Raw genomic sequence first — 26559 nt, forward strand, 5'->3', positions numbered from 1 at the left:
GAAAAGGCAAGGCCACGCGCCGGGTTCTCCGGGGCGTGGCCTTGAGATGCCGAGTTCTGCAGCGCCCGAGAGGCGCCGAGACACTCAGAGATAGAAGACGTCTTGGAAGACGTGGCGCACGATGTCTTCGCGGCGGATGCCACGCTCGGCCAGCTGCTCGTCCGACAGACGCTGCAGGGCTTCGATTTTGCGCAGGCGCGGGTTCGATTCACCGATCGAGACAAGGCCGTTGCCGATGGCTGCGAAGAAACGCGAAAAGAACGGTGCTTGTTCGTTGCGTGCGGTTGCAGTCAGAAATGCCATTTGGAAACCTATCCTAGCTTCAGTGTTGGTTTCCTCCCTTGTCATCCAATTTAGGGCACCCCCCGCAGAACAACAAATGCTGCAACTGCATAACCGGCCTTCAAGCCATGCAGAGATCACAGATATTTTTGTTGCCGAGATCGCCCGCGAGACGAAGCAAAATAATTAGGCGCCTAAATGAGCGACAGTTTGCGAACGAAGCGCGGTTAAAATCCTTTAAGACACGGCATTTAGCTTTGGGCTGCCATGCGCAAGGGGAAAGGCTGCCCAGAATCTTGGCGATTTGCAAAGATGGGGATTTCGGCTCTGTCATGCGCGCGGCGCAGCCCTTGCGCCGCGGTCATGGCGTGAGTTTGCAGTCCTGATACGCCAAGCGCCGGCCCCATGGAAGGGACCGGCGCCAGCAAGTTTGGACCCGCCGCAGGACCGGCGGGATGCTCTCAGTAGAGGAAGTAGCGCTGCGCCATCGGCAGCTCTTTCGCGGGCTCGCAGGTCAGCAGCTCGCCATTGGCGCGCACCTCGTAGGTTTCCGGGTTCACCTCGACCTCGGGCAGCGCGTCGTTGAGGATCAGGTCCTTCTTGCCGATACCGCGGGTGTTCTTCACCGCCACGGTCTGTTTCGCGAGGCCCAGCTTGTCACGCAGCCCGTCGGCCTGCGCCGCCTCCGACACGAAGATCACCGCCGAGTTCTCGACCGAGCGGCCATAGGCGCCCCACATCGGGCGGGTGTAGACCGGCTGCGGCGTCGGGATCGAGGCGTTGGGATCGCCCATTTGCGCGCAGACGATGGTGCCGCCCATCAGTACCATCTCGGGCTTCACGCCAAAGAAGGCCGGGTTCCACAGCACCAGATCGGCGCGCTTGCCCTCTTCGATCGAGCCGATGTGCTGGCTGATGCCATGGGCGATGGCGGGGTTGATGGTGTATTTGGCGATGTAGCGGCGGACGCGGAAGTTGTCGTTGTCGCCGGTTTCCTCAGCGAGCTTGCCGCGCTGCTTCTTCATCTTGTCGGCGGTCTGCCAGGTGCGGATGATCACCTCGCCGACCCGGCCCATGGCCTGACTGTCCGAAGCAATGATCGAGAAGGCACCCATATCGTGCAGGATGTCCTCGGCGGCGATGGTCTCGCGGCGGATGCGGCTTTCGGCAAAGGCCACATCCTCGGGGATTGACTTGTCGAGGTGGTGGCAGACCATCAGCATGTCGAGGTGTTCCTCGAGCGTGTTGGTGGTGAACGGGCGGGTCGGGTTGGTCGAGCTGGGCAGCACGAACTCTTCGCCGCAGATCTTGATGATGTCCGGCGCATGGCCGCCGCCCGCGCCCTCGGTGTGGAAGGCGTGGATGGTGCGGCCCTTCATCGCCGCGACGGTATTCTCGACGAAGCCCAATTCATTGAGCGTGTCGGTGTGGATCATCACCTGCACGTCCCAGGCGTCGGCGACGCTCATGCAGTTGTCGATGGTGGCGGGCGTGGTGCCCCAGTCCTCGTGCAGCTTGAGGCAGCAGGCGCCGCCCTTGATCTGCTCTTCCAGCGCCGCGGGCAGCGCCGCGTTGCCCTTGCCCGCGAAGGCGAGGTTCATCGGGAAGGCATCGGCGGCCTGCATCATCCGGCCAAGGTGCCACGGCCCCGGTGTGCAGGTGGTCGCCAGCGTGCCATGCGCCGGACCGGTGCCGCCGCCGAGCATGGTGGTCAGACCCGAGTGCAGCGCGTCCTCGATCTGCTGCGGACAGATATAGTGAATGTGGCTGTCCATGCCGCCAGCGGTGAGGATGCGCCCCTCGCCCGCGATCACCTCTGTGCCCGGGCCGACGATGATGTCGACGCCCGGCTGGGTGTCGGGGTTGCCGGCCTTGCCGATCTTGGCGATGCGCCCGTCCTTGAGCCCCACGTCGGCCTTGTAGATGCCGGTGTGGTCGACGATCAGCGCGTTGGTCACCACGGTGTCCACCGCCCCTTCGGCACGGGTGTATTGCGATTGGCCCATGCCGTCGCGGATCACCTTGCCGCCGCCGAATTTCACCTCTTCGCCGTAGATGGCGCCATTGCCGCCCTGCCCGGCCCCGGCCAGCGAAGCGGTGAGGTCGCGCTCGACCTCAATGATCAGATCGGTGTCGGCAAGGCGCAGCTTGTCACCCGTGGTCGGGCCGAACATGGCGGCGTAGTCGCGGCGGGAAATCGTTGCGGGCATGTGGGTCTTCCTCGGATGGTCAGTTCGACAGCAGCGTGCGCAGGTCTTCGCTGCGACGCCGGGTAAGTTTGGTCAGGCAGGACACCTGCGCGATGGGTTGCAGCGAGCCGCCCTCGTAAAGCGCGCCTTCGGCGTCGCAGGCGGCGTCGCGGAACGGGATCCACGCGCGCTGTGCGTCGCGGACCTTGGCCATGAAGGCCGCGTCCCGCGCGTCCTTCAGCTGCGCATAGACGCGGTTCAGTTCGAGATCCGCCGCCTCATATTCGCCGCGGACGCAATCGCCCATTTCGATGGTCGTCTTCGCCTCGTTACAGGCGGCAGATGCGGCGCCCGCCATGCCACAGAGCAGCAGCGCCAGCGCGGCGGCCCCGCTTGCGGCGGGGGCAAATATTCCGGTTCGGTAATTCTTCTTGGTGCGGCAGCCTGCCGCAGGTAACGTACCCGTGAACTTAGTCATGGCCAGTCCCTCCTCCCAGCGATTTCACAGCAAGGAGCTCACGATGCTTAACAAGTTCTTTTCCACCCTGTCCTGCACGGTGCTCGTTTGCGGCGGCGCCCTTGCCGACGAAAGCGAGATTGCGCGCGGCGAATATCTCGTCCGCGGCCCCGCCGGATGCGGCAACTGCCATACGCCCTTTGGCGAGGCGGGCTTTGACATGAACATGGAACTGGCCGGGCGGCTGGTCGAGGACAATCCGATGTTCACCGCTTATGCGCCCAACATCACGCCCGCCGGACGCATTGCCGACTGGAGCGACGCCGAGCTTGCCCGCGCGATCCGCGAGGGCCTCCGCCCGGACGGCTCGGTGATCGGCGCGCCGATGCCCTTTGCCATGTATCGCGATCTGGGGGATGCAAATCTCTCGGCGATCGTCGCCTTCCTGCGCACGCTCGATCCAGTCGAGAACGAGGTTCCGGCCTCGGTCTACAACATTCCCCTGCCCCCGGCGTACGGCCCGCCGGTCGAAAGCGTCACCGCGCCCGCGCGCGGGGTCACGGTGGAGTACGGCGAATACCTCGCGCGGGCGGTCAGCCATTGCATGGAGTGTCACTCGCCGATGGGCGAGACCGGCCCGATGCTCGACGGCGACCATCTTGGCAAGGGCGGGTTCGAATTCCACGGACCGTGGGGCAGTGTCACCGCGCCCAATCTGACCAGTTCCGAGGACGGGCTGGCGGGATACAGCGACGACGAGTTGAAGACCATGATCACCGAGGGCAAGCGGCCCGACGGCGCACCGATGCTGCCGCCCATGCCCTATGGCTATCTGGCGCGGATGACGGCTGAGGACCTCGACGCGGTGATCCTCTACCTGCGCAGCCTGCCGCCACTGCCCGACGCCTGAGCGGGCGTTTCGGCAACGGTGCGGCGCGGCAACTGCCGAGCGCTGGCCGAAGGGCCGCACGGGGATATGACGACGGGCGATCAAGCGAGATCCCGGCTCACAGCTGCGCCCGCGCGGGCGCAGGTTTCGCAGGCGACGTGGGTTTCACCAGCGACAGGCGCACTGGACCGCAGATGCCCATGGCGGCAGGTGCGGCGGGCCGGGCCATGGGCGCAAACGCTGCGCCCTGCTGGCGTGAGAAGGCAGCGAGGCTTTGCGCCATCTGCAGTTGCAGGGTGTAGAACTGCGCGGCATTGCGCATGGTGATCGCGGCCCAGTCCATCGGTGTCATGAAAAACATCGTCTCGCTCCCCTTACACAAAATCCCTGAACATAGGGCCCGGCGCGCGCGCCGCGCCTCACCAGCCCGAGCGCTGACCTGGGCGGAACTGCGGCCCGCGGCGGCTCAGCCGTTTGCGGTTGCTGCGCGCCTTGCGCTCAAGCGGCGCGGAAAAGGCGGTGATCACCGTGCCCGCGGGGGCCCCCATCATCATCGCCTGACTGGCGCGCATCCATCCTTGGACGAAGGCCGGGCCTTTCTCTGCGGTCATGCGATACGCCTCGGTCGAGGGCACCGACCACATGCCGGCAAAGCCCAGCATCCTAAGGGCGATCACGCTCTGCGCCTCGGCGCTGAGCATCCCCAGTCGCATCATGCTTCCCGTTAGTGCCCCGAATGCCTCGAACATGGCCATCGCCCCTATGCTGAAAGAAAAGCGCCGTTCAGAGCGCCCCCATGACGTGCTGGTTGAACCCGTAGATCTTGCGCGCGCCCGAGATCGGGATCAGCTGCACCTCGCGGCGCTGGCCGGGCTCGAAGCGCACGGCGGTGCCCGCCGCGATATCAAGCCGCATGCCGCGCGCAGCGGCGCGGTCGAAATCGAGCGCGGGGTTGGTCTCGGCGAAATGATAATGCGAGCCGACCTGCACCGGGCGGTCGCCAGTATTGGCGACCATCAGCGTGATCGCCTCGCGCCCTTCGTTGAGCGTCAGCTCGCCCTCTGCCGGAAAGAGCTCGCCGGGGATCATTTGCGGCCACCGCCATAGAGGCGATAGGCGCCATAGGCCGCCGCGCCCAGCACCGCCACTGCGGTCAGCCAGCTTTCGGCGCCATGCGGATGCATATGGGCACCCGGATGCGCGAAGGCGGGGGTGGCAAGCGGCAGCGCCATGATCGGAAGGAGGTATTTCATCGTCTCACCTGTGGTCTTTGTCGTGTTGGGCCGCCCGGTCAGGCGGCTATGTCAGCGGATCGGTCAGCGAATAGGATTGTGCACGGTCACCAGCTTGGTGCCGTCCGGGAAGGTGGCCTCAACCTGCACCTCGTGCACCATCTCGGGCACCCCTTCCATGCATTGCTCTGCGGTGATGACCTGCGCGCCCGCTTCCATCATCTCGGCCACAGACCGGCCGTCGCGCGCGCCTTCGACCACCGCGTCGGTGATCAGCGCGATCGCTTCGGGGTAGTTGAGCTTCACGCCGCGCGCGAGGCGCTTGCGGGCCACCTCGGCGGCCATCGCCACCAGAAGCTTGTCCTTTTCGCGGGGGGTCAGTTGCATGGGTCAGATCATCCAGGGTCTTGGGAGTTCGGCGCCCGACAGGCGCCGCAGTACAGGGCAAAGGTGACGGCGCAGCTCGAACCCGTCAATGGCGAGCATGCGCAGCACAATAAGATCGGGGTCGAGCGCCGAGACACCGGCGGAAAACACCCCTTCGGTTTCGGGCAGCATCTCGCGCAGCGCCTCGACGCGGACGCCAGCGCCGGGCGCGGCCAGAACGACCGTTGCCATGGCCTGCGCGCCGCTCGCGATGGCCGGATCGGCAAGCCGCGCGAACGCATCGCCGAAAAGGCGCAGCCGGTCGGCCCAGACCAGCTTGCCGCCGCGCCGGATGTCGATCCGGTCGGCGTGGCGCAGATCGGTCACGCGCTCGCCCATGGCGGCCCGCCCGAAGATCAGCGGCTCGCACAGCAAAAAGCGGGCATCCTCGGCCATCTCGACCGACAGCCGCCGGTCAAGCGCAGCGCCGTCGAATACGATGGTCTCCTGCGGCAGCCAGTCGAGCCGGGCGCCCGCCTCGATCTGCAGCCGCGTCTCCACCCGCCCAACCTCGCCGGGCAGCGCGCGATAGACGCGCTCCGCCGCCTGCGTGGTCAGTGCCAGATGCGCGCCTTCGCGCGCGGTCGCCTCGATGTCGAAGGCATCGCCGCCGGTCACGCCGCCAGAGCTGTTGAGATAGACCGCCTGCAGCGCGTCCTGCGCCCGGGGGAACAGAAGTTTCGAGCTGCCGGACATATGCAGATCGCCGATGACACTGGCCGCGTTGCGCCGCCGCGCGGCGATCCGGGCCTTGCCGCGCGCACGGTTCGCCGAGCCCGCAGTCGGGGCACTTCCGGCGGCGCTCATCTGCGGCTGATCATAGGGAATGGACCTGTCCTCCGGTTGCCTCGCGGACCCTCTTTCAGGGTTTCGGGAACCACAAGCAATCGACGTCCGAGCGGGCTGCCCCAAGCGCGCGCACGAGACGCAAATGCGCATTTTGAATGCGAAAATCTGACATCCGCACAAAATATGGACGAAACTGAATCACATCCCATGAGGCCGCGTTCCATGCGCGCAGCGGTCCGGTTTGATGTCGAGCAGCGGCGTGCCATCGACGCAATCGAGGCCGCGCACCACCAGCACCGTGCCCTCGCGCCGCAGCAGTTTTACCGAGGAGATGCCGATCGGATTGGGCCGCACCGGAGAGCGCAGCGAAAAGGTGCCACGGGTGCCGTCGCTGCCGCGCGGACTCTGGGTCAGCAGGTCGCGGCGGGCACGGTCGAGCCAGTAGAGCAGCTGCAGCCGTTCGGCCCGCTCCACCCCGTCGAGCGCAGGCGCCCATTCGGGATCAAGCTCGATGCGGCACTCGGGGCCGTCGGGATCGCCCTGCCGCGGGCAATCGGCACGGCTGGCAAAGGGTGTTCTGATGCGCCCGATGAAGCGCAGCTGCGCGTCCTGAGCGGGCGGCAGGTCTATCGCGGTTTCGCCCGGACGGATGTCATCCTCGGGGGCTTGCCCCGTGGCTTGCTGGGTGGCCTGGCTCATCGCGCGTCCTTCCGTGCCGTCTTGCAAGGAGGGTAACGCGCGCGCCGTCAGCCCGCCAGTTCCGTCTTTTGCGCCGCGTCATAGGCGGCGACCACCTCGCGCGCGCGGGCGGTTAGGTCATCGAGGCTGCGCCCCGGCTTATAGAGCCAAGTGCCGATGCCGAAGCCGGTGACGCCCGCCGCCAGCCACTCGCCCATATTGCCCGCGCTGACACCGCCCACCGCATAGGTTGCCGTGCCCTCGGGCAGCACCGCTTTCATCGCCTTGAGCCCATCTGGACCGATCAGCGACGCGGGGAAGAACTTCAGCCCGTCCGCGCCGGTGCGCAGCGCGGTGAACGCCTCGGTCGGGGTCAGCACGCCGGGATAGCTGAGCATGCCCGCCTTCTTGGTCGCCATGATCACCCGCTGGTTCATGTCCGGCGAGACCACCATGCGCGCGCCGATCTGCTGCAGGCGCAGCACGTCTTCGGGGGCAAGCACCGTACCCGCGCCGATGATCGCCTGCGTGCCAAAGCCCTGCACCATGGCGGCGATGGAGTCGAACGGCTGCGGCGAGTTCAGCGGCACCTCGATCTTGGTGATGCCAGCGCGGATCAGCGCCTCGGTCACGGCGGGCGCTTCCTCGGGCGTGAGGCCGCGCAGGATGGCGATGATCTCGCGGGTCATTCTTGTGTCTCCTCTTTGCGGGCCGCCTTCAGCCCTTCCAGCGTCATGCGGTCGGCATCGGCGATGAGCACCGGTACCGCCTGCGCCTCGAGCGCTTTGCGGTAATGCGCCACCAGCTTGCTTGCCCCCAGAAGGGCGACGCTCGTGCCCAACCAGTAGGGTTTGGCCGCCGAAAGCTCCATGCCGATCAGCAGACCTGAGAGCCGCGCGGCAGCCGCATCCGGCGACAGACCGTGCAGCAGCCCCTCGGCGCGCAGGGTGAAAAGCTCTGCCGCGAACCCGGCGGGGCGGCCCATGGCCTGATCCACCGCCGCGGCAAAGGCCGCATCGTCCCAGCCCTGCCCCAGCCCGTGCCGCAGCACCGAGCGCTGGCTCAGCAGCTCGAAGATCTCGCCGGTCATGAAGCTGCGGAACGAGATGATCTCGCCAGCGCTCACATGCACCCATTTGCTGTGCGTGCCGGGCAGGCAGATCACCCCGTCGAACCGCGGGTTGAGCGCCAGAAAGCCCGCGACCTGCGTTTCCTCGCCCCGCATGACGTCGGCAGGGCTGTTTTGCGACACGCCGGGCAGGATGCGCACGTCGAGCCTGCTGTCCTTGGTGGGCACGGCGATGCCCTGCGCCGCTTTCGGCGGCGCGCAGGGGACAGAGAGGTAAGGCGCTTCGATCCAGCCTTGCCGCGCTCCGGCCATGCCGCAGACCAGCACCGTGGTCCGCTCCGTCAGGTCGGGCAGGAGGCTCAGGAGAGTCGGCTCGAACTCTTCGGGGGAGAGGCGGCCCATGCCCGCGTCGCTCTCGACGCGCTCCAGCACCGAGCCATCCGCCGCCATGCGCCACAGGCGCAGGTTCGACGTGCCCCAGTCCACCGCGATCCAGTCGGTTGCCGCTGCGTCGGTCATGTGCCCTCCTCGGCCCATTTTGGAATGCCGGTTGGTGTTAGCGCCCGCCCCCGCGCGGTGCAAGCGCGGAGACCCGCAGGACATATGGGGGCGCTGCCCCCGCCGCGCTGCGCGCGCCTCCCCCGGCGTATTTATGAAAGAGAAGAAGGCCCTAGAGCCAGCCCCAAGCGGTGGCCACCTCCCACAGCAGGCGCAGGGTGAGCAGCGCCAGCGCGGTGTTGATCGCCGCGAAGAAGGCGCGCTCGGGCAGCCAGCGCACCAGCCGGTGGCCGGACCACGCGCCGAAGAGTGCCACCGGGGCGAGCAGCGCCACATGGCCGAGGCTGCCCCATGTCACCTGCCCGGCCAGCACATAGGGCGGCAGTTTCATCCAGTTGATGCAAGCGAACAGGATGGCCGCGGTTCCGGCAAAGCGCATCTTGGGCAGCTTTTGCGGCAGGGTGTAGGCCTGAAATGGCGGGCCGCCGGCGTGGGAGACATAGCTGGTGAACCCCGCCAGCGCGCCCCAGAAGATGCCGCGCGGCACATCGGCGGGGCGCGCGCGGCTGTCGCGCACCAAGCGCCGCCGCAGCGCGTCGCCCAGGTAATAGACGCCCACCAGCGCGACGAGCAGCTTGCCCGCCTCAGGCGGCACGCGGGAGATGCAGAGGAAGGCGAGCAGGATGCCGAGCGCAGCCGCCGGGATCAGGATGGCGAGGTTGCGGCGGGAAAACTCGCCGCGAAAGAGCCAGAGCGCGTAGAGATCCGCGAGGATATACATCGGCAGCAAGAGCCCCGCCGCGGCGGCAGGCGTGGTGAAGAGCGACAGGATCGGCACGCCGAGCATAGCGATCATCGGCAGCCCGCCTTTCGAGGCGCCGACGCAATAGGTGGCGAGCGCCGCTGCGATCCAGAACCCGCTGCCGTCGTCCATATTTTGCGTGCCCCCGTTCTCTTTGCGCCGCCCTTTCTGGACATATCGGAGGGTGGGGGAAAGCAGAAAGCGCAGCGTCTTGCCCGAGCAGCGCCTTGCCCCTTCAGCGCCCCAGCAGCGCCGCGGTCGATCCAGCGCGGCATCAAGGTTACGCTCGTGCCTGACCGGGCAAGGCTTGGACCCTAGCGGGCGGCAGAGCCCCTCAGGCGGCGCGGGTCTGGTTGCGGCTGAGCAGCGGCACGGTCAGTTCGATATCCTCCTTGAGCGGGCGCAGTGGGGTCAGCCCCGCCTTCTCCAGATCGCCGTGATAGGCCTGCGCCGCTTCGAGAGAGCTGACCCCCTCGCGCACCACGCGGCGCATGGCGCGCATCATCAGCACCGGGTCTTCGCACTGGAAATCGGCACGGCTGAAACTGGCGACGCGGGCGCCGTGGCGCTCGGCCTGCGCGAGCCGCTCGAGGCAGTCGCGCGTCGTGCCCTCGCTGCAGCCGGTTAGGCCGAAGATGACCCTTGCCGGATCCCAATCCGCCAATTCCTCCATCGCGCGGGGGCCGTGGTAGCCGACCTCGATGAAGAGCGGGCGCTCCTTGCGGGCGATGCCCGAGAGGCTGCGGGTCAGCACGTCGTTACGATAGGCGGCATACTCGGCCTCGAGCGTGTCGACCGGGATCGGCGGGTCGGCGACGCGCAAAAAGTGGCGCAGTCCGACGGCAGTCGCCTGCGCGCGAAACTCGATATAGGCGCGCAGCGTGGCATGGTCGATGTCGATATCATTGTAGAAATTCAGCGCGTAGAGCCCGAGGTTGGCCACCGGGCGCACGTTCTCGAGCCGCGACGAGCGGAAGGGCAGCGCCGGAAACTGCGCATAGCGCCCGCCGCGCACCAGCCAGATGTCGGTATTGTCGCTGAGCCGCACCGCCGGCGTGACGTTGGAGCGCGCGTAGATCCCCTCTTCGCTGAAGACCTCTGCGGAGGACAGCGAAGTCAGCACGATATCGGCCAGATCGCTTTCGATGACCCGCCGCATGTCGGCGCGGTAGTCCGGCGCGCTGCGCAGCCGCCCGTCAGGCAGGCGCCCGGCGGCCGAGCAGCCGCGGATCAGATCGGCATCCTTGCAGAAGGTGAGGATGAAATCCCGCGGCCCGTAGCGACCGCGCGCGATCTTCGCCAGTTTCTCGTCGATCCGTCGCATGGCGCATCCTTGCCCGCTGCCCGTTGCGCGTGGAGGATAGCGGCAAAGAGGTTGAGCAAACGTCAACGCCGCCGGATCGGATCGGCCGCTACACCGGCACCACATCCACCTGATGGGTGGTCACATGGCTGCCTTCGGAGCGCAGCGAGCCGCGCGTCGGCGCCACATCCGAATAGTCGCGCCCATAGGCGACGGTGACGTGATCCGCCCCGGCGAGCATGTCGTTGGTCGGGTCGATCTCGATCCAGCCGGTCTCGGCCCCGCACCACGCCCGCACCCAGGCATGCATAGCGTCGGCACCTTCGAGGCGGGGCTGGCCTTCAGGCGGCAGCGTGCGCAGGAAGCCCGAAACATAGCCCGCGGGAATGCCCACCGCGCGCAGCGCCGTGATCATCACATGGCTGATGTCCTGACAGACCCCGCGGCGGGCACGGAAGGCCTCGATTGCGGTGGTGGTGACCTCGGTGGCCTCGGGGTCGAAGGCAAAATCCGCATGCAGCCGCGCGCTGATCGCCTCGACCGCCGCCTGCGCCGACATCGCCTCGGTGACCGTTTCGCGCGCGAAGGCGGCGATCTCTGGCGCGGCGGGCAGGCGCGGCGAGGGTCCGAGGAAATGATGCGGGCTCTCCGGGGCGATGCTGCGCAGCGCGGCGAGATCCTGCGCCAGCGCCTGCCAGCTGCCCGACAGATCGAGCCCGGCGATGGGCCGTGCCCGGCGCACCCGGCCCGCGAAGGCAAAGGTGATCTCGCTCAGGCGCATGTCGTGGGCCATCTCGCAGGTGGGATTGCCGAAGAAATCCATCCCGTCGCGACGCCAGTTTGGCGCGGGCGCGGCGCTGACCCGGCCCGAAATCAGCTGCTGGCCCGGCAGATCGCGCGGCAGCATGCGCAGCAGCGTCCGGCTGGCACCCGCGGGGCTCGCGTATTCATAGGTGATCTTCAGCGAGATATCGTAGGTCTGAGACATGCCGCGCTTCCGTTGGCTGGGGTGTCAGCTGAGGTATTGCGCAGTCAGCGCGTGCGAGATCGCCGCCAGATCGCTGCGGAAGCCGCGCAGCCGAGCCGGGGTGATCTCTGCCGGTTCCGCCACCGCAAGCGCGGTGCGCAGCATCAGGATGCGCCGCCCTGCCTCTTCCATCTGATGGCCACTGGCGGCGCGGATGCGCTCTTCCTCGGCCAAAAGCACATCCATCTGGAACAGCATCGAGCGCGGGTTGCCCGCGTCCAGCGCCAGCAGGTCGATCACCGTCTCGCGCGAGGTCTCGACCGAATAGCGGCGGCGGTGGGTCATCACGCTGTCGCCCACTTCAACCGTCAGATCGAGCCCGCCCTGCGGCGCCTTCGCATCGGTGAATGTGGCAAGGAAGGCCGCCATCTGGTCCGTGCGCTCCAGCGCACGCCCGGCGGTGAGAAAGCGCCAGCCAAGGAAGCGGAACATGTTTTCGTGTACCAGACCCGAGAAGCCCGCGATGCGCCGCAGCAGCAGGCTCATGGCGCGGGCGGCATCGTCGCCGGGGTGGCAGCCTTCGGCGACCTCGCGCGCGGTAGCGGCCAGATCGGACAGCGCGTTCCAGCCGTCGGTGGAGAAACGGTCGCGCACCTTAGAGGCGCAGCCGCGCGAGACGTCAAAGAGCTGCAGCAGCCCCGGCGGCACCGGCTCTTCCGACGGGTCGAGCCCGAAGCCTGCGAGGAATTTGGCGAGGCTTTCGACCAGCGGCAGGGCGTCGGGTCCGTAATCTTCGAGCCGCAGGTGATAGGCGCGGATCTGGCGCACACCGATCTCGGCGCGCTCGACGTAGCGGCCCAGCCAATAAAGGTTGTCCGCGGCACGTGCGGGCAGCTGCGCGGGCTGGCGGCGCAGGAACGGCCCCTTGTCGCGCGGCGCAAGCGTCTCGCTGGTGACCGGGGCGTCAGCGGTGATCCAGACATCGGCGACCGAGCCGCCCGCCTGCATCGCAAGCGCGGTCGGATCGTCGCTGCGCCCGATGCGGGCGTAGCCGCCGGGCATCACCGTCCAACCCTCGGGCGTGCGGGCGGCAAACACCCGCACCACCATCGGGCGCGGCACCAGATGCCCCTCGACCATCGCGGGCGTGGTCGAGAGCGTCACCGCCTCTTGGCCCACCAGCCCCTCGCCTTCGCGCTCCAGCCACTCCGAGACCGAGCCATCTGCGCCGCAGCGGAACTGTCCGCCAAGCGCGGTGCCTGCGTCTATGTCGAAGGGCAGCTTGGTGGATTGGGCCGGGCCGATCATCATGCGCTGCAGGTTGTCGCGCACATAGGCGCGCTCGGACGATTGTCCGCACCACCACGTGGCGATGTTGGGCAGTTTCAGCGGCGCGCCGGTCAGCGCCTCGCAGATGCGCGGCAGGAAGGCCATGAGCGCGCGCGACTCCAGCGCCCCGGACCCGAGGCAATTGACCATGGTGATCGCGCCCGAGCGCAGTGCCGAGACCATGCCGGGCGTGCCGAGCGCCGAGCTTTCGTCCAGTTCCAGCGGGTCGGCGAAACGCGCATCGAGCCGCCGCCACAGCACCGAGACCGGCTCGTCGCCTGCCACGGTCCGCACCTTGAGCTGCCCCTGCTTGACCGCCATGTCCTCGCATTCGAGCAGCATGAAGCCGAGGTAGCGGGCGATATAGGCGTGCTCGTAATAGGTGTCTGTGTGCTGCCCAGGTGTGAGGATGGCGACCCGGCCGCCCTCATTCGCGCGCAGGTCGATCATCGCGTCGCGGAAGCTGCGGAAGAACCCCGCCAGCCGCTCTACATTGGCCTTGGGGAAGAGGTCGTGAAACACCCGCCCCGTCGCCATGCGGTTCTCCAGCGCAAAGCCTGCGCCCGAGGGGGCCTGCGTCCGGTCGCCCAGCACCAGCCACGAGCCGTCGGGCGAGCGGCCAATCTCGAAGGCGAGGAAATGCAGGAAATGCCCCGAGCGCGGCTGGATGCCCACCACCGGGCGCAACCACTCGGGATTGCGCGCCACAAGGTCCGCCGGAAGGTGCCCGTCCTGCACCAGTTGCCCCGGCCCGTAGAGATCGGCCATCACTTTCTCGAGCAGTTCGGCGCGCTGCACGATGCCTTCCGAGAGCTTCTCCCACTCGCTGGACGAGATCACCACGGGCACATGGCTCAGCGGCCAGCGCCGTTCGGTCGAGCCCTCGCCAATGTGCTGGCGGAAATAGACGCCGGTGTCGTCGAGATACTGATCGCCGCGCGCAAAGGCGCGGGCACGGGTCTCGGCGCTCTGCCCGGCGAGGTGGCGGATCAGCGGCTGCCACGCCGGCCGCAGCGAGCCGTCGCGGCGCAACAGCTCGTCGGCCACACCCGGCGGCGGGCTGTAGCCTTTCAGAAGTTTCGCCACCCGTTCCGGCAGCGGCTGTGTCGTCTTTGCCTCCACGGCATCAGATCCCCGGCAGGCGGCGCAGATCGAGGGTCATCGGGAACTCCGGATGGGGCGTCTCGGGCGCGGGCCAATAGCTGCCCGGCGTGTGCCCCAGTTTCTCGAACCGGGCAAGCCTGCGCGCGTCAGCCTCGTTGGTATTGACCGGGAAGGTGTCGTAATTGCGCCCCCCCGGATGCGCCACGTGATAGCGGCAGCCGCCCAGCGCCCGCCCGGTCCACGTATCAAAGATGTCGAAGGTCAGCGGCGCGTTCACCGGCAGCGTCGGGTGCAGCGCCTCGGCGGGCTGCCACGCCTTGAAGCGCACGCCGCCCACATTGACGCCCGAGGCCCCCGTGGCGGCCATTGGCACCTGCCGCCCGTTGCAGGCGACGATGTAGCGGCCCGGCTCGGTCGCCGTCAGTTGCACCTGCATGCGCTCGACCGAACTGTCGGTGTAACGCACGGTGCCGCCGATGGCGCCGCGCTCGCCGAGCACATGCCACGGCTCCAGCGCCTGCCGCAGTTCGAGGTGCACGCCCTCGTAGTCGACCTCGCCCGCGAAGGGGAAGCGGAACTCGCGCTGCGCCTCGTACCATTCGGGGCGGAAGGTGAAACCGTGATCGCCCAGGTCGCGCAGCACATCGAGGAAGTCTTCCCAGACGAAATGCGGCAGCATGAAGCGGTCATGCAGCGTGGTGCCCCAGCGCACGGGTTTGCCCTGAATGGGCGACTTCCAGAACCGCGCCAGCAGCGCCCGGATGAGCACCTGCTGCGCAAGGCTCATCTTGGCGTCGGGCGGCATCTCGAAGCCACGGAATTCCACCAGACCGAGGCGTCCGGTGGGACCGTCGGGGGAGTAGAGCTTGTCGATGCAGATCTCGGCCCGGTGGGTGTTGCCGGTCACGTCGATCAGCATGTTGCGCAGCAGCCGGTCGGTGAGCCACGGCAGCGGCGGCTCGCCCTGCCCCGGCGCCGGGAAATGCGCGAGCGCGATCTCCAGCTCGTACAGGCTGTCATGCCGCGCCTCGTCGATGCGCGGGGCCTGCGAGGTCGGGCCGATAAAGAGGCCAGAGAAGAGATAGCTCAGCGACGGATGCCGCAGCCAGTGCAGGATCATCGAGCGCATCAGGTCCGGGCGGCGCAGGAAGGGCGAGTCGTTCGGTGTCTCGCCGCCGACCACCACGTGGTTGCCGCCGCCCGTTCCGGTGTGCTTGCCGTCGATCATGAACTTGTCGGCACCAAGGCGGCACTCGCGGGCCTCCTCGTAAACCGCGCTGGTGATCTCCTTGCAGTCCTCCCAGCTGTGCGCGGGGTGGATGTTCACCTCGATGACGCCCGGATCGGGTGCGACGCGGATCACGTTCATCCGCGCATCATGCGGAGGCGTGTAGCCCTCGATATGGATCGGCAGGCCCAGATCTTCGGCAGTCGCCTCTGCGGCGGCCAAAAGATCGAGATAATCCTCGAGGTCCTCGACCGGCGGCATGAAGAGACAGAGCCGCCCGTCGCGCGGTTCGATGGCGATGGCGGTGCGCACAGCGCCGCCCGCCGGGTCCACGCCCTGCTCCATGATCTTCTGCCGCCGCCCCACGTCGCGCGCTTCAGACACCGGCTGGCTGTGCTCGGGCGTCACCTCGGGCAGCATCGCGGCGGCCTCGCGCTCTTCGGCGGCGATGCGCTCCAGCTCTTCCATCAGCCGCGCGCGCCGGTCGGCCTGCGCCGCGTGGAAATCCGGCAGGTCGGTCTGCGGCACGCTGGGATCGGTGGGATAGACATAAGGATACGCCGAGGGCGGCACGAAGGGCAGCGCGCCCAGCGGCAGGCGGAAGCCCACAGGGCTGTCGCCGGGGATCAGGAAGAGATGGCCGCGCCGGGTCTTCCAATGCTCCGAGCGCCACTTGGGGCCCGTCGCCTTCGACTGCCAGCGCTGCAGCGGCAGGATGAAACCTGCGGGCCGGTCGAGCCCTCGGTTGAAGACCCGGGCGATGCGGGCGCGGGTCTCGGGATCCTTGAGTTTGGAATCCTCAGGCGTGACGTTCATTGGAAGGTCGGCTTCCTTGAGGATCCACTCCACCGGGTCTTCATAGGCGGGATGCACGTAATCCCCGCCAAGCCCGAGGTTCTCGGCAAAGCGCGTCATATAGGCGTCGGCCTTCTCGGCATCGGCGCCGGTGGCGCTTTCCTGTGCGACCAGATCGGGGTTCTTCCACACCGGCTTGCCATCACGCCGCCAGTAAAGCGAGAAGGTCCAGCGCGGCAGCGTCTCGCCCGGATACCATTTGCCCTGCCCGTAGTGCAGAAAGCCACCCGGCGCAAAACGCTCGCGCAGGCGGCGGATCAGCGTGTCGGCAAGCCCGCGCTTCTGCGGGCCGACGGCAGCGGTGTTCCACTCGGCGCTCTCGAAATCGTCGATCGACACGAAGGTGGGCTCGCCGCCCATGGTCAGCCGCATGTCCTGCTTCTGCAACTCCGCATCCACCTCATGCCCCAGCTTGTCGAGCGCCTGCCACGCCTCGTCCGAGAAGGGTTTGGTGATGCGCGGATGCTCGGCCATGCGATGCACTTGCATGTCGAAGGCGAACTCGGTCTGGGTGTCGGGCGGCGCAGAATAGCCGCCGACGATCGGCGCGGCGTTGCGGTAATGCGGTGTCGCGGCCAGCGGGATGTGGCTTTCGCCGGTGAGCAGCCCCGAGGTCGGATCGAGACCGATCCAGCCCGCGCCGGGAATATAGACCTCACACCATGCGTGCAGGTCGGTAAAATCGTGATCGGTGCCTGCGGGCCCGTCGAGCGAGACCAGATCGGGCTTCAGCTGGATCAGATAGCCCGACACGAAGCGCGCCGCAAAGCCAAGGTGGCGCAGGATCTGCACCAGCAGCCACGAGGTGTCGCGGCACGACCCTTTGGCCAGTTGCAGCGTTTCCTCGGGGGTCTGCACCCCCGGCTCCATGCGGACGATATAGCCGATGTCCTGCTCCAGCCGCGCGTTCAGCCCGACGAGGAAATCCACCGTGCGCGGCGCGCTCTTTTCGATCTTGTCGAGATAGGCCTGCAGGCGCGGACCGGCCTGCTCGGGCGTGCGGTAGATCGACAGGTCTTCGGAGAAATCCTGCGAATACTCGAAGGGAAAGGCTTCGGCGCTCTCGTCGACGAAAAAGTCGAACGGGTTGTAGACCGTCATATCGGCGACCAGATCGACCTCGATCTTGAACTCGGTCACCGGCTCGGGAAAGACGAAACGCGCCAGCCAGTTGCCATAGGGGTCTTGCTGGTGATTGACGAAATGCGCCGAGGGCGAGACCCGCAGCGAATGCGAGATGACCCGCGTGCGAGAGTGTGGCGCCGGGCGAAGGCGAATGATCTGTGGCCCGAGGCTGACCGGGCGGTCATATTTGTAATGCGTCAGGTGGTAGATGCTTGCCGTAATCGCCATTCGCAAAGGTCCGCTACGTGAGGGAAACTCCCCACACCTGAGCGGCTTGGCCGGTTATTGTAAAGCCTTGCGTGAGGCCTTGCGCCGGAGCCGGCCGGCTGCTGTGACCGCACCGCCCGTTCGGCGGGCGCTGCGGCAGTATCGCTTAGGGCGGCTTATCCGCGCCAGATCGCCGTCAGTTCACCGTCAGTTCACCGGCATGACGAAGATCTCGCGCACGTCGGCGCGCGGGTCCGCATTCATCGCGAAGATGACAGAACGCGCGATGTCCTCGGGCTTGAGCTTGTCCGGCTTGCCCTCGTCAAAGAACGGCGTGTCGACCATGCCCGGCGCGATAACCGTCACCCGCGCGCCCCACTCGCGGAACTCCTCGGCGAGATTGCCACCGTAGCCATGCACGAACCATTTGCTGGCACCATAGACAGAGCCCTTGATATGCGTGCGCCCCGCCGCCGAGCCGGTCAGCAGCAGGTGCCCCCGGTTCTTCACGAAATAGGCAGAGGCGGCCTTGGCGGTCCACAGCACACCCAGCACGTTGAGCCGCACCAGCAGCTCCCATTCCTCGGGGTCGCCCTTGCGCGTGCCTGACTGAGACAGCCCCGTGCCCGCATTGGCGAAGGCCGCGTTCACGTCACCAAAATGCCTGGCAAGCTTGGCCATCGCCTCGGTCTGCTCTTCCAGCGATGAAGCATCGCCCGGCAGCGCCAGCGCATATGTGCCGAGCTCTTTTTCGAGATCCGCCAATTTGTCCGCCGAGCGCGCAAAAAGCCCGACGTTCCAGCCATTCTCGACCGCCGCGCGGGCGGTTTCGGCGCCGATGCCCGAGGAGGCACCGGTGATGAAGAGGGTCTTGCGCGTCATGATTAATCCTCCCGTAGCAAATTCGTCTCACACTCAAAGTGCCGGCGGGCTCGCGGTGCTTTCAGACCCGCTGGGGCGCCCGGCGGGCTGACCGGCAAGCTAGGGCGTTTCACCGCTGCGCCCATGACCGCCGGTGCTGTGGCCGCCCGCCTTGAGGAACCGCTCGCGCAGGATCACGCGGCACCCGGAGGAATGACCGGGGGCGGCCGGGAAACTGCCCAGAGGGATCGCCCGGGAAACTGTCCGGGGGAACGATTTGCGGGTGCCGGCGTTTTATTGCCGAGCAGCCTTTACTTGTTGACCAGTCAAGGAGACTTACGATGACCCGCCTCGCCGTGCTGACCGCCGCCGCTATCTGCAGTGCCGTTGCCGCCTATGCCGCAAACGAGGCGCTGTCCTCCGACGGCCCTACGGTGATCGAAATCGAAGTTGCTCCGAACGAACTGGCCGCCTGCAAGGCGCAGCTGAAACAGATGGGCTCCATGCCCGCGGTGGCCGACGATGGCACCCCTCTCCTCTTTGGTGGCAATGACGACTTGCCGCAGGTGCGCTGCGTCGCTGACACCGTTTGATCGGTCCCGTTTCCGCATAGCCCCCTTCCCGCGCTGGCCATGACAGGCGCCGCTTGCTAGGCAAGAAGCGCCCGGCCCGGTGTGATCCTGTGCGATCGGGCGGCCGCCCAACCAGAAGGGAGCGCCATGCAGACAAGTTTTACCATCCAGACGAGCGGCCCGGGCCTTTATGAATTCACCCGCGATGTCGCTGCGTGGGTGCACGGCACCGGACTGCTGACCCTCTTTATCCGGCACACCTCGGCCTCGCTGCTGATCCAAGAGAATGCCGACCCCGAGGTGCGCAGCGACCTCACCGCCTATTTCCACCGCCTCGTCCCGCCCAGCACCGATCCTTCGATGCAGTACCTGACGCATACCTACGAAGGGCCCGACGACATGCCCGCGCATATCAAGGCCGCGATGATGCCCGTGTCGCTGTCTATCCCGGTCAGCGACGGGCGGCTCGGGCTGGGGACATGGCAGGGCATCTATGTGTTCGAGCACCGCGAGCTGCCGCACCGGCGCGAGGTGATCGCGCATATGGGGCCGTGAAAAATCGCTCCGAAAGCGTCCCGGCAGCGGCGGATTTTCCTTCTGCAGAACGTTTTCGCGGCATTTTCCCCACGGAAACCGCTTTTTCCACGCCCTTCATCTTGCGGGTGAAATTGACCTCTACCCAATTTCTGGGCGCTCCCCTATAGTGGCTGTGGATAAATGGGGGATAACCTCATACCTACGGCGGAACGAAGTGATGGGGGACTGCGATGCGCTGCCCGTTTTGTGGAAATATCGACACCCAGGTGAAGGACTTGCGCCCTGCTGAGGATCACGTCTCGATCCGCCGGCGGCGCTTTTGCCCGGCCTGCGGCGGACGGTTCACCACCTACGAGCGAGTGCAGCTGCGCGACCTCGTGGTGATCAAATCCAATGGCCGACGCGAAGATTTCGACCGCGACAAGCTTGAGCGTTCGATCCGCATCGCCCTGCAGAAACGCCCGATCGAGCCCGAGCGCGTCGATCAGATGATCTCGGGTGTGGTGCGCCGCCTCGAAAGCCTTGGCGAGACCGACATCCAGTCCAAGCAGATCGGCGAGATCGTGATGGAAACGCTCGCCCGGATCGACACCGTGGCCTATGTGCGCTTCGCCAGCGTCTACAAGAACTTCCAGGCTGCGGACGATTTCGACAAATTCGTCAGCGAACTGCGCCCCGGCGCCGCGTCTGACAAGTGAACAGCGCAGGGGTGAGAGCGCGCAGGTGACCGACGACGCCCGACACATGGCCCATGCCCTGCGCCTCGGGCGGCGGGGAATGGGCAAGTGCTGGCCCAATCCGGCGGTCGGCTGCGTGCTGGTGCGCGAGGGCCGTGTTGTCGGCCGCGGCTGGACCCAGCCCGGCGGTCGGCCCCATGCCGAGGCCATGGCGCTGGGTGAAGCCGGGCCTCTTGCCAAAGGCGCCACCGCCTATGTCACGCTCGAACCCTGCTCGCATCATGGCAAGACCCCGCCCTGCGCCTCGGCGCTGATTGCCGCGGGCGTGGCGCGGGTCGTCGCACCGCTGGCCGACAGCGATCCGCGCGTCGCGGGGGCCGGATTTGAGATGCTGCGCCGGGCGGGGATCGAGGTCACCACGGGCGTCATGGCTGCCGAGGCCGCGCATGACCACGCGGGCTTTTTCCTCAAGACCGAACAGGGCCGCCCTTGGGTCACGCTGAAACTGGCGAGCAGTTTTGACGGGCGCATCGCCACCGCCACCGGCGAGAGCCGCTGGATCACCGGCCCCGAGGCGCGGCGCGCCGTGCATGGGCTGCGCGCCAGCCATGACGCGGTGATGGTCGGCGCAGGGACCGCGCGCTCGGACGATCCCGACCTCACCGTGCGCGGCTGGGGCGAGGTGCAGCAGCCGGTGCGGGTGATCGCCTCGCGGCTGATCGACGTGCCGCTGATGAGCCGTCTCGCCTCGACCGCGCGCGAGGTGCCTGTGTGGATCGTGCATGGCTCGGAGGCGGCAACGGAAACCCGCCGCGCCTGGAACAGCTGCGGCGCGACCCTGCTACAAAGCCGTGTCGCCGCCGGGCGGCTCGAGCCGAATGCGCTGCTGTCCGCGCTTGGCGCCAAGGGGCTGACACGGGTGTTCTGCGAGGGCGGCGGTCAGCTTGCCGCGTCACTGCTGGCAGCTGACATGGTCGATGAGTTGGTCGGGTTCACCGCCGGTATGGCGCTTGGCGCCGAAGGGCGTCCGGGCATCGGCGCGATGGGCGTCGACACGCTGGCCGAAGCGCCGCGCTTCCGGCTGGTGGAGACGCGGGTGCTGGGCAACGACGTGATGCACCGCTGGCTGAGGTAGAAGGCCGGGGGCGCTGCCCCCGGACCCCCGGCGTATTTTTGGAACAATGAAAGCAGGCGTGCGGGCCGCCACCGTCGCTTAGAGTCCCTTTGCCCGGTAGCTTTTGGCGACGCGGTCGATGGCGACGATGAAACCCGCGGTGCGCAGATCGGTAACATCGTCGCGCCCGTGCCAGATCTCGCGCATCGACTGGTAGGCCGTGCGCATCGTGTCATCGAGGCCCGAGCGCACCAGCTCCAGCTCGTCGGCGCCGCGCAGGTAGCGCGCCTTGAACGCCGGATCGAGGTTCCAGGTGTCCCCAAGCGCGGTGTCGAGCCGTTCAAGCTCATCGACCACAAGCTGGTGCCGCGCCTCTTCCTGACGCCGCTGCATGCGTCCGAAACGGATGTGGCTGAGGTTCTTCACCCACTCGAAATAAGAGACGGTGACGCCGCCCGCATTGGCGAAGAGATCGGGAATGATCACCGTGCCGCGCGTGCGCAGGATGTCATCGGCGCCTGCGGTGATCGGGCCGTTCGCCGCCTCGATGATCAGCCGCGCCTGGATGGCATGGGCATTGGTGAGGTTGATCACCCCTTCCAGTGCGGCGGGGATGAGGATGTCGCATTCCTCGGTCAGCACCGCGCCGCCATCGGCGGTATGGGTCGCATCGGGAAATTCGGCCAGCCCGCCGTGGCGCTGCATCCAGTCCTTCACCGCGTCGACGTCGAGCCCCTCGGCATTGTAGAGCGCGCCGTCGCGTTCGATGATGCCGGTGACAATGGCGCCATCCTCTTGCGACAGGAACCGCGCCGCGTGTGAGCCGACGTTGCCGAGGCCCTGCACGATCACCCGCTTGCCCGCGAGACCGCCCGAGAGACCCGCCGCCGCCACATCCTCGGGATGGCGGAAGAACTCGCGCAGCGCGTATTGCACGCCGCGTCCGGTGGCCTCGACCCGGCCCGCGATGCCGCCCGCGTTGAGCGGCTTGCCGGTGACGCAGGCGCGCGAGTTGATGTCGGTGGTGTTCATCCGGGCGTATTGATCGGCGATCCACGCCATCTCGCGCTCGCCGGTGCCCATGTCGGGCGCGGGCACGTTCTGGCTGGGATGGATCAGGTCGCGCTTGCACAGCTCATAGGCAAAGCGGCGGGTGATCAACTCGAGCTCATGCTCCTCGTACTGAGTGGGGTCGATCCGCAGCCCGCCCTTGGAGCCGCCGAAGGGGGCCTCGACCAGCGCGCATTTGTAGGTCATCAGCGCCGCCAGCGCCTCGACCTCATCCTGATCGACCGCGATGGCGTAGCGGATGCCGCCCTTCACCGGCTCCATATGTTCCGAGTGCACCGAGCGGTAACCGGTGAAGGTCTCGATCTTTCCGCGCAGGCGGACGCCGAAGCGGACGGTGTAGGTCGCGTTGCAGACGCGGATCTTCTCCTCAAGACCGGGCGGCAAATCCATCAGCGCCACGGCGCGGTTGAACATCAAATCCACGCTCTGGCGGAATGTCGGCTCGTTGGATGGCAAGACGTTCATCGGTTCTCCTCCTGACCAATGGCATCTGGCAGGGGCACGCCGGGGGCGTTCCCAGCCGCGTGGCGCAATCTGGGCGCTGAAACAGCCCGATGTGCCACCTCTTCTTTCTGAACGATTTCGCCTCCTCGCGAAACCGTCTGATAACCCTCGACCAAGCGATTGTTCTCGCTTTGGAACTGGAAATAGCGCGCGCTTTCGCTTTGTCCCCAACTCCATAGGGTAAGTCCCACTTTTGCCGCAAGACGCGCCGCATTTTAGCCATCATGGAGCGAAATACATTCCAACATTGTGTGGTGAGTACGAACGGCCCTGTATTTGCAGCGGTCATAACGAGGGTATTGAAGCATGGAAAAGCAGACTGCTTTCCGCCGGGCGCGTGCCGGGCGGTGCAGGAACCCTGTTGCCGCGCTGAAGCGCAGCACGGCGAGGTTCCTCCGTGACGAAAACGGCAGCTTGGCCTATATGGCCTTGGCGATGTCGCTGGTGATGATGGTGTTCGGCGGCATTGGCGTCGACATGATTTATGCCGAGCTCAACCGAACGAAAGTTCAGAACACCCTCGACCGCGCCGTTCTCGCCGCGGCCGATCTCGACCAGACGCTCGATGCCGAGGGTGTGGTCGCCGATTACATGGCCAAGATGGGCCTTGCCGACGCGCTGGTATCCTCCGACGTCGACGAGGGCCTCAACTACAAGACGGTGACCGCCGACGGGCATGTGGATATGCCCTCGCAGTTCCTCGCGCTTTTGGGCATCGCCGAAACGCAGGCCTCGGGCCATGCGCAGGCCACCGAGCGTTTCAACAAGGTCGAAGTGTCGCTTGTGGTCGACATCTCGGGCTCGATGGAAAGCAACAGCAAGATGGACAACCTGAAGGATGCGGCAGGCGATTTCGTCGACACGCTGCTGGCGGACGGCAGCGAGGACCTCGTGTCGATCTCGCTGGTGCCCTACTCCGAGCAGGTCAACGCCGGCCCCGAGATCCTGAGCTATCTGCCGGTGAACTGGAAGCATGGCTATTCGCACTGCCTCGAGTTTGCCGAGGATGCCTTCGAAACCACCGAGATCGAGCGCGACATCTCTTACGATCAGATGCAGCACTTTCAGTGGAACTATTCGGGCCAGAACTCGCTGACCGACACGGTCTGCCCGCGTTACGACTACGAGCGGATCACCCCGTTCAGCCAAGACGCCAGCGCGCTCAAGACGCAGATCAACAAGCTGACCCCGCGCGCGGGCACGTCGATCTTCCTCGGGATGAAATGGGGCGCGGCGCTGCTTGATCCGTCGAGCCAGGACATCACCGACGGGCTGATCAGCGACGGCGAGGTCGATACGGTGTTTTCGGGCCGCCCGGTTGCCTATGACGACAGCGATGTGCTGAAGACCGTGGTTCTGATGACCGACGGCCAGCACGACCGCTCGTTCCGCATCCGCGACGGTTACTACAACTCGGAATCCGAATACGTTCACTGGAACAAGTACAATCTCTGGTACTACCTCTACCGCAACGTGAACTCCTACCAGCGCGGCAATTTCTATTACCAGAAGTATGACGCCGACACCGGCGACCGGCTGCTCGACAACATCTGCACCGCCGCCAAGGAAAACGGCGTCATCATCTGGTCCATCGGCTTCGAGGTCGAAGACCACGGCGCCGACGTCATGGAAAGCTGCGCCTCCTCGCCCTCGCATTTCTTCCGCGTCGAAGGGGTGGAGATCGCCGAAGCCTTCTCGACCATCGCGCATACGCTCAACCAGCTGAGGCTGACCCAATGATCGGCTCTGTGAAAACCGCCCTGCGGCGCTTCCGCAGCGATGAGTCCGGCTCGATGCTCGTACCCTTCGCCCTCTGGACACCCTTCTTCCTCGGACTGGCGGTGGCCAGCGTCGAGCTTGGCACGGCGACCATGCGCCAGACCACGCTGGACCGCGCGCTCGATCAGGCCGTGCGTGAGGTGAAGATCGGCACCGGCGAGCTTTATACCTCTGCCGAGATCAAAGAGATGATCTGCACCCGCGCGCCGATCCTGTCCAACTGCACCGATACGCTGCAGCTGGAGATGATCGGTCTTGATATGCGCGAGTGGGAAGCTCCGCCGATGAGCGCCGATTGCGTCGACACGACGTTGTCTGTGACGCCGCAGCGCAATTTCGTAAACGGTGGCCAGCATGAGACCATGCTGCTGCGCGCCTGCTACAAGTACCGCCCGATCAGCCCCGCCGGCATGCTGGCCGGTCACATGCACAAGGATGACGAAGGCTACACCGCACTGGTGGCCACCTCGGCATTCGTGCACGAGCCGATGTGAGGAGCGATGTCATGACCATCAAGGATCTGATTTCCAAACGCCTGCCGCATCTGTCGCGATTTGCTCGGGGCAACGACGGCTATGTGACCCTCGAGGCGATGATCGTGCTGCCGGCGCTGCTGCTGATCTTCACCGGCTGCTGGGTGTATTTCGACGTGTTCCGCCAGCAGGGTGTGAACCAAAAGGCCAACTACGTGATCGGCGACATGCTGTCGCGCGAGACAGAAGAGATCGACGACAGCTATATCGACAACAGCTACAACCTGCTCAAGGTGCTGACCCGCACCGGCGACGGCACCTATTCCGAAGAGCAGGTTTCCGAGATCTCGACCGAAGACACCTATCCGACCGACCTGCGGATCACCGTGGTGAGCTACAAGTCGGCCAACGGCAAATACTCGGTCGAATGGTCCGAGGTACGCGGCGACCCCGAGGCGCTGACCAACTCGGACGTGCAGAGCTATAGCGACCGGCTGCCGGTCCTGGCCGATGGTGCGCAGGTGATCATTGTCGAGACTTGGGATGACTATTACCCGCTGTTCCGGGTCGGCCTCGATGCCTTCACCATCCGCGCCTACAGCTTCACCCAGCCGCGCTATGCGCCGCAGCTTCTGTTCGCTGGCGACGAGAACGGCAACAACGGTTGGGGCAATGGCGATCAAGACGCGCCTGGCAATTCGGAGTGTAACAACAACGCGGAAAACGCCACCGACTGCGACAACTCCGACGGCTCCTACAACAATGAGCCCAAGGGACGCAGGAACTCGTAAGGCCCGCCTAACCCACCCTCACCCATGGGAACGCCCGCCGCATCACGCGGCGGGCGTTTCGCTTTGCCAAGACCGCGGGAGCGCCGGTGTCCTGCCCGCGTTCCCGCCTTCGAACCCCGGTAGGCCAGACAGAAAAAGGCCGCAGCAGGTGCCGCGGCCTCAATCTTGAACCTGCCCTAAACCTGCGCCTCGAGGCTTAGACCTCGGGAGGCAGCTCTCCCTCGCGGCGCATGATCATCACCGAGAGGATATCGGCCATGGGCTTGGTGTCGCGCGCCGCGGTGACGCCGCCCACCGCGACCCGCTTGCCGGTGCGCCACCAGAGGCCCGGCAGCCATGCGCGCGGGCCCGCCTCTTTCAGCGTGAGGGCAAAGCCATTCGACGGTTTCATCGCAAAGGCACCGCGGTCGACCTTGGCGACATTCTCGATCCGCGCGATCACCGCGCCGGAGCTATCGGTCAGCGCCTCTTCGGTCAGCAGCAGCTCACGCGAGGTGACCCGCCACATGATCTGCGCCACCCACAGGGCCGCAACACCGAGCACGATCAGGAACACCAGCCAGATCACCGCCGCCGGAGGCTGCGTCACCGCGAGATAAATCAACAGCAAGCCCAGCCCGGCCAGCGTGCCGACGCCGATCAGCCGCCGCGGCATGGTCGCCGAGGCGCGCGCGAGGATCTTGTCGTCGTGAGTGTCTTCCATGGGGTCCCCCTGCCTGTCTCCCTGCCCCGGATGCTGCGGATCCGGCCA

At 66.4% G+C, this 26559-nt stretch carries 28 protein-coding genes; 8 read left to right on the forward strand and 20 right to left on the reverse strand.

The annotated features are described in order from the left end of the window. Positions 1-84: 84 nt before the first annotated feature. The 3 genes from ACXAD2_RS21705 to ACXAD2_RS21715 form a co-directional block, all read right to left on the reverse strand. Complete coding sequence (locus tag ACXAD2_RS21705; RefSeq protein WP_066101580.1) at positions 85-303, reverse strand: DUF1127 domain-containing protein; 219 nt, start codon at positions 301-303, stop codon at positions 85-87. Between the two features lie 440 nt (positions 304-743). Beyond that, positions 744-2492 (reverse strand): urease subunit alpha, encoded by a 1749-nt coding sequence (gene ureC, locus ACXAD2_RS21710; protein ID WP_475174632.1) that lies wholly within the window; start codon positions 2490-2492, stop codon positions 744-746. 19 nt (positions 2493-2511) lie between these two features. After that, complete coding sequence (locus tag ACXAD2_RS21715) at positions 2512-2949, reverse strand: lysozyme inhibitor LprI family protein (protein ID WP_475174635.1); 438 nt, start codon at positions 2947-2949, stop codon at positions 2512-2514. A gap of 43 nt (positions 2950-2992) precedes the next feature. On the opposite strand from ACXAD2_RS21715, the gene ACXAD2_RS21720 reads away from it, so the two are divergent. Beyond that, entirely contained in the window at positions 2993-3838 is an 846-nt protein-coding gene (locus ACXAD2_RS21720; protein WP_475174640.1) for a c-type cytochrome, read from the forward strand. A gap of 97 nt (positions 3839-3935) precedes the next feature. Here ACXAD2_RS21720 and ACXAD2_RS21725 read toward each other — a convergent pair whose 3' ends face one another. The 15 genes from ACXAD2_RS21725 to ACXAD2_RS21795 form a co-directional block, all read right to left on the reverse strand. Then, on the reverse strand, positions 3936-4178 hold the full coding sequence (locus ACXAD2_RS21725; RefSeq protein WP_475174644.1) for a hypothetical protein: 243 nt from the start codon (positions 4176-4178) through the stop codon (positions 3936-3938). Positions 4179-4236: 58 nt separating this feature from the next. Beyond that, a complete protein-coding gene (locus ACXAD2_RS21730) occupies positions 4237-4566 on the reverse strand; it encodes an antifreeze protein (RefSeq protein ID WP_066106634.1) in 330 nt (109 codons plus the stop codon). 34 nt (positions 4567-4600) lie between these two features. Further along, complete coding sequence (locus ACXAD2_RS21735) at positions 4601-4906, reverse strand: urease subunit beta (RefSeq protein ID WP_066101592.1); 306 nt, start codon at positions 4904-4906, stop codon at positions 4601-4603. Next, the gene (locus tag ACXAD2_RS21740) at positions 4903-5070 is read right to left on the reverse strand and encodes a hypothetical protein (RefSeq protein WP_193789509.1); all 168 of its coding nucleotides are present in this window, start codon (positions 5068-5070) and stop codon (positions 4903-4905) included. The genes ACXAD2_RS21735 and ACXAD2_RS21740 overlap by 4 nt, the downstream gene beginning before the upstream one ends. Positions 5071-5133: 63 nt before the next feature. Then, on the reverse strand, positions 5134-5436 hold the full coding sequence (locus ACXAD2_RS21745; RefSeq protein ID WP_066101594.1) for an urease subunit gamma: 303 nt from the start codon (positions 5434-5436) through the stop codon (positions 5134-5136). A gap of 3 nt (positions 5437-5439) precedes the next feature. Continuing rightward, positions 5440-6282, reverse strand: a complete 843-nt coding sequence (locus ACXAD2_RS21750; RefSeq protein WP_475174652.1) for an urease accessory protein UreD — start codon at positions 6280-6282, stop codon at positions 5440-5442. Positions 6283-6462: 180 nt separating this feature from the next. Further along, positions 6463-6963: a tRNA (N6-threonylcarbamoyladenosine(37)-N6)-methyltransferase TrmO gene (tsaA, locus tag ACXAD2_RS21755; RefSeq protein ID WP_475174654.1), complete on the reverse strand. Its 501-nt coding sequence runs from the start codon at positions 6961-6963 to the stop codon at positions 6463-6465. Between the two features lie 47 nt (positions 6964-7010). Next, positions 7011-7631 (reverse strand): 2-dehydro-3-deoxy-6-phosphogalactonate aldolase, encoded by a 621-nt coding sequence (locus ACXAD2_RS21760; protein ID WP_475174657.1) that lies wholly within the window; start codon positions 7629-7631, stop codon positions 7011-7013. Continuing rightward, entirely contained in the window at positions 7628-8530 is a 903-nt protein-coding gene (locus tag ACXAD2_RS21765; RefSeq protein ID WP_475174660.1) for a 2-dehydro-3-deoxygalactonokinase, read from the reverse strand. The genes ACXAD2_RS21760 and ACXAD2_RS21765 overlap by 4 nt, the downstream gene beginning before the upstream one ends. A 151-nt stretch (positions 8531-8681) precedes the next feature. After that, positions 8682-9443: a sulfite exporter TauE/SafE family protein gene (locus ACXAD2_RS21770; RefSeq protein WP_475174663.1), complete on the reverse strand. Its 762-nt coding sequence runs from the start codon at positions 9441-9443 to the stop codon at positions 8682-8684. A 202-nt stretch (positions 9444-9645) separates the two neighbouring features. Further along, positions 9646-10635, reverse strand: a complete 990-nt coding sequence (locus tag ACXAD2_RS21775) for a hypothetical protein (protein ID WP_475174666.1) — start codon at positions 10633-10635, stop codon at positions 9646-9648. A gap of 88 nt (positions 10636-10723) precedes the next feature. After that, positions 10724-11602, reverse strand: coding sequence for a transglutaminase family protein (locus ACXAD2_RS21780; RefSeq protein WP_475174669.1), 879 nt, complete (start codon positions 11600-11602; stop codon positions 10724-10726). A gap of 24 nt (positions 11603-11626) precedes the next feature. Beyond that, positions 11627-14032 (reverse strand): circularly permuted type 2 ATP-grasp protein, encoded by a 2406-nt coding sequence (locus tag ACXAD2_RS21785; protein ID WP_475174673.1) that lies wholly within the window; start codon positions 14030-14032, stop codon positions 11627-11629. Positions 14033-14036: 4 nt separating this feature from the next. Then, the gene (locus ACXAD2_RS21790) at positions 14037-17450 is read right to left on the reverse strand and encodes a transglutaminase family protein (protein WP_475174675.1); all 3414 of its coding nucleotides are present in this window, start codon (positions 17448-17450) and stop codon (positions 14037-14039) included. A gap of 186 nt (positions 17451-17636) precedes the next feature. Then, complete coding sequence (locus tag ACXAD2_RS21795; RefSeq protein WP_475174678.1) at positions 17637-18311, reverse strand: SDR family oxidoreductase; 675 nt, start codon at positions 18309-18311, stop codon at positions 17637-17639. A 320-nt stretch (positions 18312-18631) separates the two neighbouring features. Between ACXAD2_RS21795 and ACXAD2_RS21800 the strand changes: the two genes are divergently transcribed. From ACXAD2_RS21800 to ribD, 4 genes are all read left to right on the forward strand, one after another. Beyond that, positions 18632-18883 carry a hypothetical protein gene (locus ACXAD2_RS21800; RefSeq protein ID WP_475174680.1) on the forward strand — a complete coding sequence of 84 codons (252 nt, stop codon included), beginning with the start codon at positions 18632-18634 and terminating at the stop codon, positions 18881-18883. A gap of 126 nt (positions 18884-19009) precedes the next feature. Continuing rightward, positions 19010-19417 (forward strand): secondary thiamine-phosphate synthase enzyme YjbQ, encoded by a 408-nt coding sequence (locus ACXAD2_RS21805; RefSeq protein WP_475174682.1) that lies wholly within the window; start codon positions 19010-19012, stop codon positions 19415-19417. 212 nt (positions 19418-19629) lie between these two features. Continuing rightward, on the forward strand, positions 19630-20097 hold the full coding sequence (gene nrdR / locus ACXAD2_RS21810; RefSeq protein WP_475174685.1) for a transcriptional regulator NrdR: 468 nt from the start codon (positions 19630-19632) through the stop codon (positions 20095-20097). A gap of 25 nt (positions 20098-20122) precedes the next feature. Further along, positions 20123-21211, forward strand: a complete 1089-nt coding sequence (gene ribD, locus ACXAD2_RS21815) for a bifunctional diaminohydroxyphosphoribosylaminopyrimidine deaminase/5-amino-6-(5-phosphoribosylamino)uracil reductase RibD (protein ID WP_475174687.1) — start codon at positions 20123-20125, stop codon at positions 21209-21211. Between the two features lie 78 nt (positions 21212-21289). On the opposite strand, the gene ACXAD2_RS21820 is transcribed toward ribD, so the two are convergent. Continuing rightward, positions 21290-22726: a Glu/Leu/Phe/Val family dehydrogenase gene (locus tag ACXAD2_RS21820; RefSeq protein ID WP_475174690.1), complete on the reverse strand. Its 1437-nt coding sequence runs from the start codon at positions 22724-22726 to the stop codon at positions 21290-21292. Positions 22727-23071: 345 nt separating this feature from the next. Here ACXAD2_RS21820 and ACXAD2_RS21825 point away from each other — a divergent pair, with 345 nt between their 5' ends. From ACXAD2_RS21825 to ACXAD2_RS21835, 3 genes are read left to right on the forward strand one after another with little or no spacing between them, the layout of a single operon-like run. Continuing rightward, positions 23072-24505 (forward strand): pilus assembly protein TadG-related protein, encoded by a 1434-nt coding sequence (locus tag ACXAD2_RS21825; RefSeq protein ID WP_475174694.1) that lies wholly within the window; start codon positions 23072-23074, stop codon positions 24503-24505. Between the two features lie 8 nt (positions 24506-24513). Continuing rightward, positions 24514-25038 carry a TadE/TadG family type IV pilus assembly protein gene (locus tag ACXAD2_RS21830; RefSeq protein WP_475174699.1) on the forward strand — a complete coding sequence of 175 codons (525 nt, stop codon included), beginning with the start codon at positions 24514-24516 and terminating at the stop codon, positions 25036-25038. Positions 25039-25049: 11 nt separating this feature from the next. After that, entirely contained in the window at positions 25050-25808 is a 759-nt protein-coding gene (locus tag ACXAD2_RS21835; RefSeq protein WP_475174702.1) for a TadE/TadG family type IV pilus assembly protein, read from the forward strand. Between the two features lie 196 nt (positions 25809-26004). Here ACXAD2_RS21835 and ACXAD2_RS21840 read toward each other — a convergent pair whose 3' ends face one another. Beyond that, a complete protein-coding gene (locus tag ACXAD2_RS21840; RefSeq protein ID WP_164182693.1) occupies positions 26005-26511 on the reverse strand; it encodes a hypothetical protein in 507 nt (168 codons plus the stop codon). Positions 26512-26559 lie beyond the last annotated feature (48 nt).

This window comes from Salipiger sp. ABN3_019, assembly GCF_056158605.1.

What these genes read in the sequence shown, in the direction of transcription:
- ACXAD2_RS21705 (WP_066101580.1), bottom strand. Translation starts at nt 303, where the DNA reads ATGGCATTTCTGACTGCAACCGCACGCAACGAACAAGCACCGTTCTTT.
- ureC (WP_475174632.1), bottom strand. Translation starts at nt 2,492, where the DNA reads ATGCCCGCAACGATTTCCCGCCGCGACTACGCCGCCATGTTCGGCCCG.
- ACXAD2_RS21715 (WP_475174635.1), bottom strand. Translation starts at nt 2,949, where the DNA reads ATGACTAAGTTCACGGGTACGTTACCTGCGGCAGGCTGCCGCACCAAG.
- ACXAD2_RS21720 (WP_475174640.1), top strand. Translation starts at nt 2,993, where the DNA reads ATGCTTAACAAGTTCTTTTCCACCCTGTCCTGCACGGTGCTCGTTTGC.
- ACXAD2_RS21725 (WP_475174644.1), bottom strand. Translation starts at nt 4,178, where the DNA reads ATGTTTTTCATGACACCGATGGACTGGGCCGCGATCACCATGCGCAAT.
- ACXAD2_RS21730 (WP_066106634.1), bottom strand. Translation starts at nt 4,566, where the DNA reads ATGTTCGAGGCATTCGGGGCACTAACGGGAAGCATGATGCGACTGGGG.
- ACXAD2_RS21735 (WP_066101592.1), bottom strand. Translation starts at nt 4,906, where the DNA reads ATGATCCCCGGCGAGCTCTTTCCGGCAGAGGGCGAGCTGACGCTCAAC.
- ACXAD2_RS21740 (WP_193789509.1), bottom strand. Translation starts at nt 5,070, where the DNA reads ATGAAATACCTCCTTCCGATCATGGCGCTGCCGCTTGCCACCCCCGCC.
- ACXAD2_RS21745 (WP_066101594.1), bottom strand. Translation starts at nt 5,436, where the DNA reads ATGCAACTGACCCCCCGCGAAAAGGACAAGCTTCTGGTGGCGATGGCC.
- ACXAD2_RS21750 (WP_475174652.1), bottom strand. Translation starts at nt 6,282, where the DNA reads ATGAGCGCCGCCGGAAGTGCCCCGACTGCGGGCTCGGCGAACCGTGCG.
- tsaA (WP_475174654.1), bottom strand. Translation starts at nt 6,963, where the DNA reads ATGAGCCAGGCCACCCAGCAAGCCACGGGGCAAGCCCCCGAGGATGAC.
- ACXAD2_RS21760 (WP_475174657.1), bottom strand. Translation starts at nt 7,631, where the DNA reads ATGACCCGCGAGATCATCGCCATCCTGCGCGGCCTCACGCCCGAGGAA.
- ACXAD2_RS21765 (WP_475174660.1), bottom strand. Translation starts at nt 8,530, where the DNA reads ATGACCGACGCAGCGGCAACCGACTGGATCGCGGTGGACTGGGGCACG.
- ACXAD2_RS21770 (WP_475174663.1), bottom strand. Translation starts at nt 9,443, where the DNA reads ATGGACGACGGCAGCGGGTTCTGGATCGCAGCGGCGCTCGCCACCTAT.
- ACXAD2_RS21775 (WP_475174666.1), bottom strand. Translation starts at nt 10,635, where the DNA reads ATGCGACGGATCGACGAGAAACTGGCGAAGATCGCGCGCGGTCGCTAC.
- ACXAD2_RS21780 (WP_475174669.1), bottom strand. Translation starts at nt 11,602, where the DNA reads ATGTCTCAGACCTACGATATCTCGCTGAAGATCACCTATGAATACGCG.
- ACXAD2_RS21790 (WP_475174675.1), bottom strand. Translation starts at nt 17,450, where the DNA reads ATGGCGATTACGGCAAGCATCTACCACCTGACGCATTACAAATATGAC.
- ACXAD2_RS21795 (WP_475174678.1), bottom strand. Translation starts at nt 18,311, where the DNA reads ATGACGCGCAAGACCCTCTTCATCACCGGTGCCTCCTCGGGCATCGGC.
- ACXAD2_RS21800 (WP_475174680.1), top strand. Translation starts at nt 18,632, where the DNA reads ATGACCCGCCTCGCCGTGCTGACCGCCGCCGCTATCTGCAGTGCCGTT.
- ACXAD2_RS21805 (WP_475174682.1), top strand. Translation starts at nt 19,010, where the DNA reads ATGCAGACAAGTTTTACCATCCAGACGAGCGGCCCGGGCCTTTATGAA.
- nrdR (WP_475174685.1), top strand. Translation starts at nt 19,630, where the DNA reads ATGCGCTGCCCGTTTTGTGGAAATATCGACACCCAGGTGAAGGACTTG.
- ACXAD2_RS21820 (WP_475174690.1), bottom strand. Translation starts at nt 22,726, where the DNA reads ATGAACGTCTTGCCATCCAACGAGCCGACATTCCGCCAGAGCGTGGAT.
- ACXAD2_RS21825 (WP_475174694.1), top strand. Translation starts at nt 23,072, where the DNA reads ATGGAAAAGCAGACTGCTTTCCGCCGGGCGCGTGCCGGGCGGTGCAGG.
- ACXAD2_RS21835 (WP_475174702.1), top strand. Translation starts at nt 25,050, where the DNA reads ATGACCATCAAGGATCTGATTTCCAAACGCCTGCCGCATCTGTCGCGA.
- ACXAD2_RS21840 (WP_164182693.1), bottom strand. Translation starts at nt 26,511, where the DNA reads ATGGAAGACACTCACGACGACAAGATCCTCGCGCGCGCCTCGGCGACC.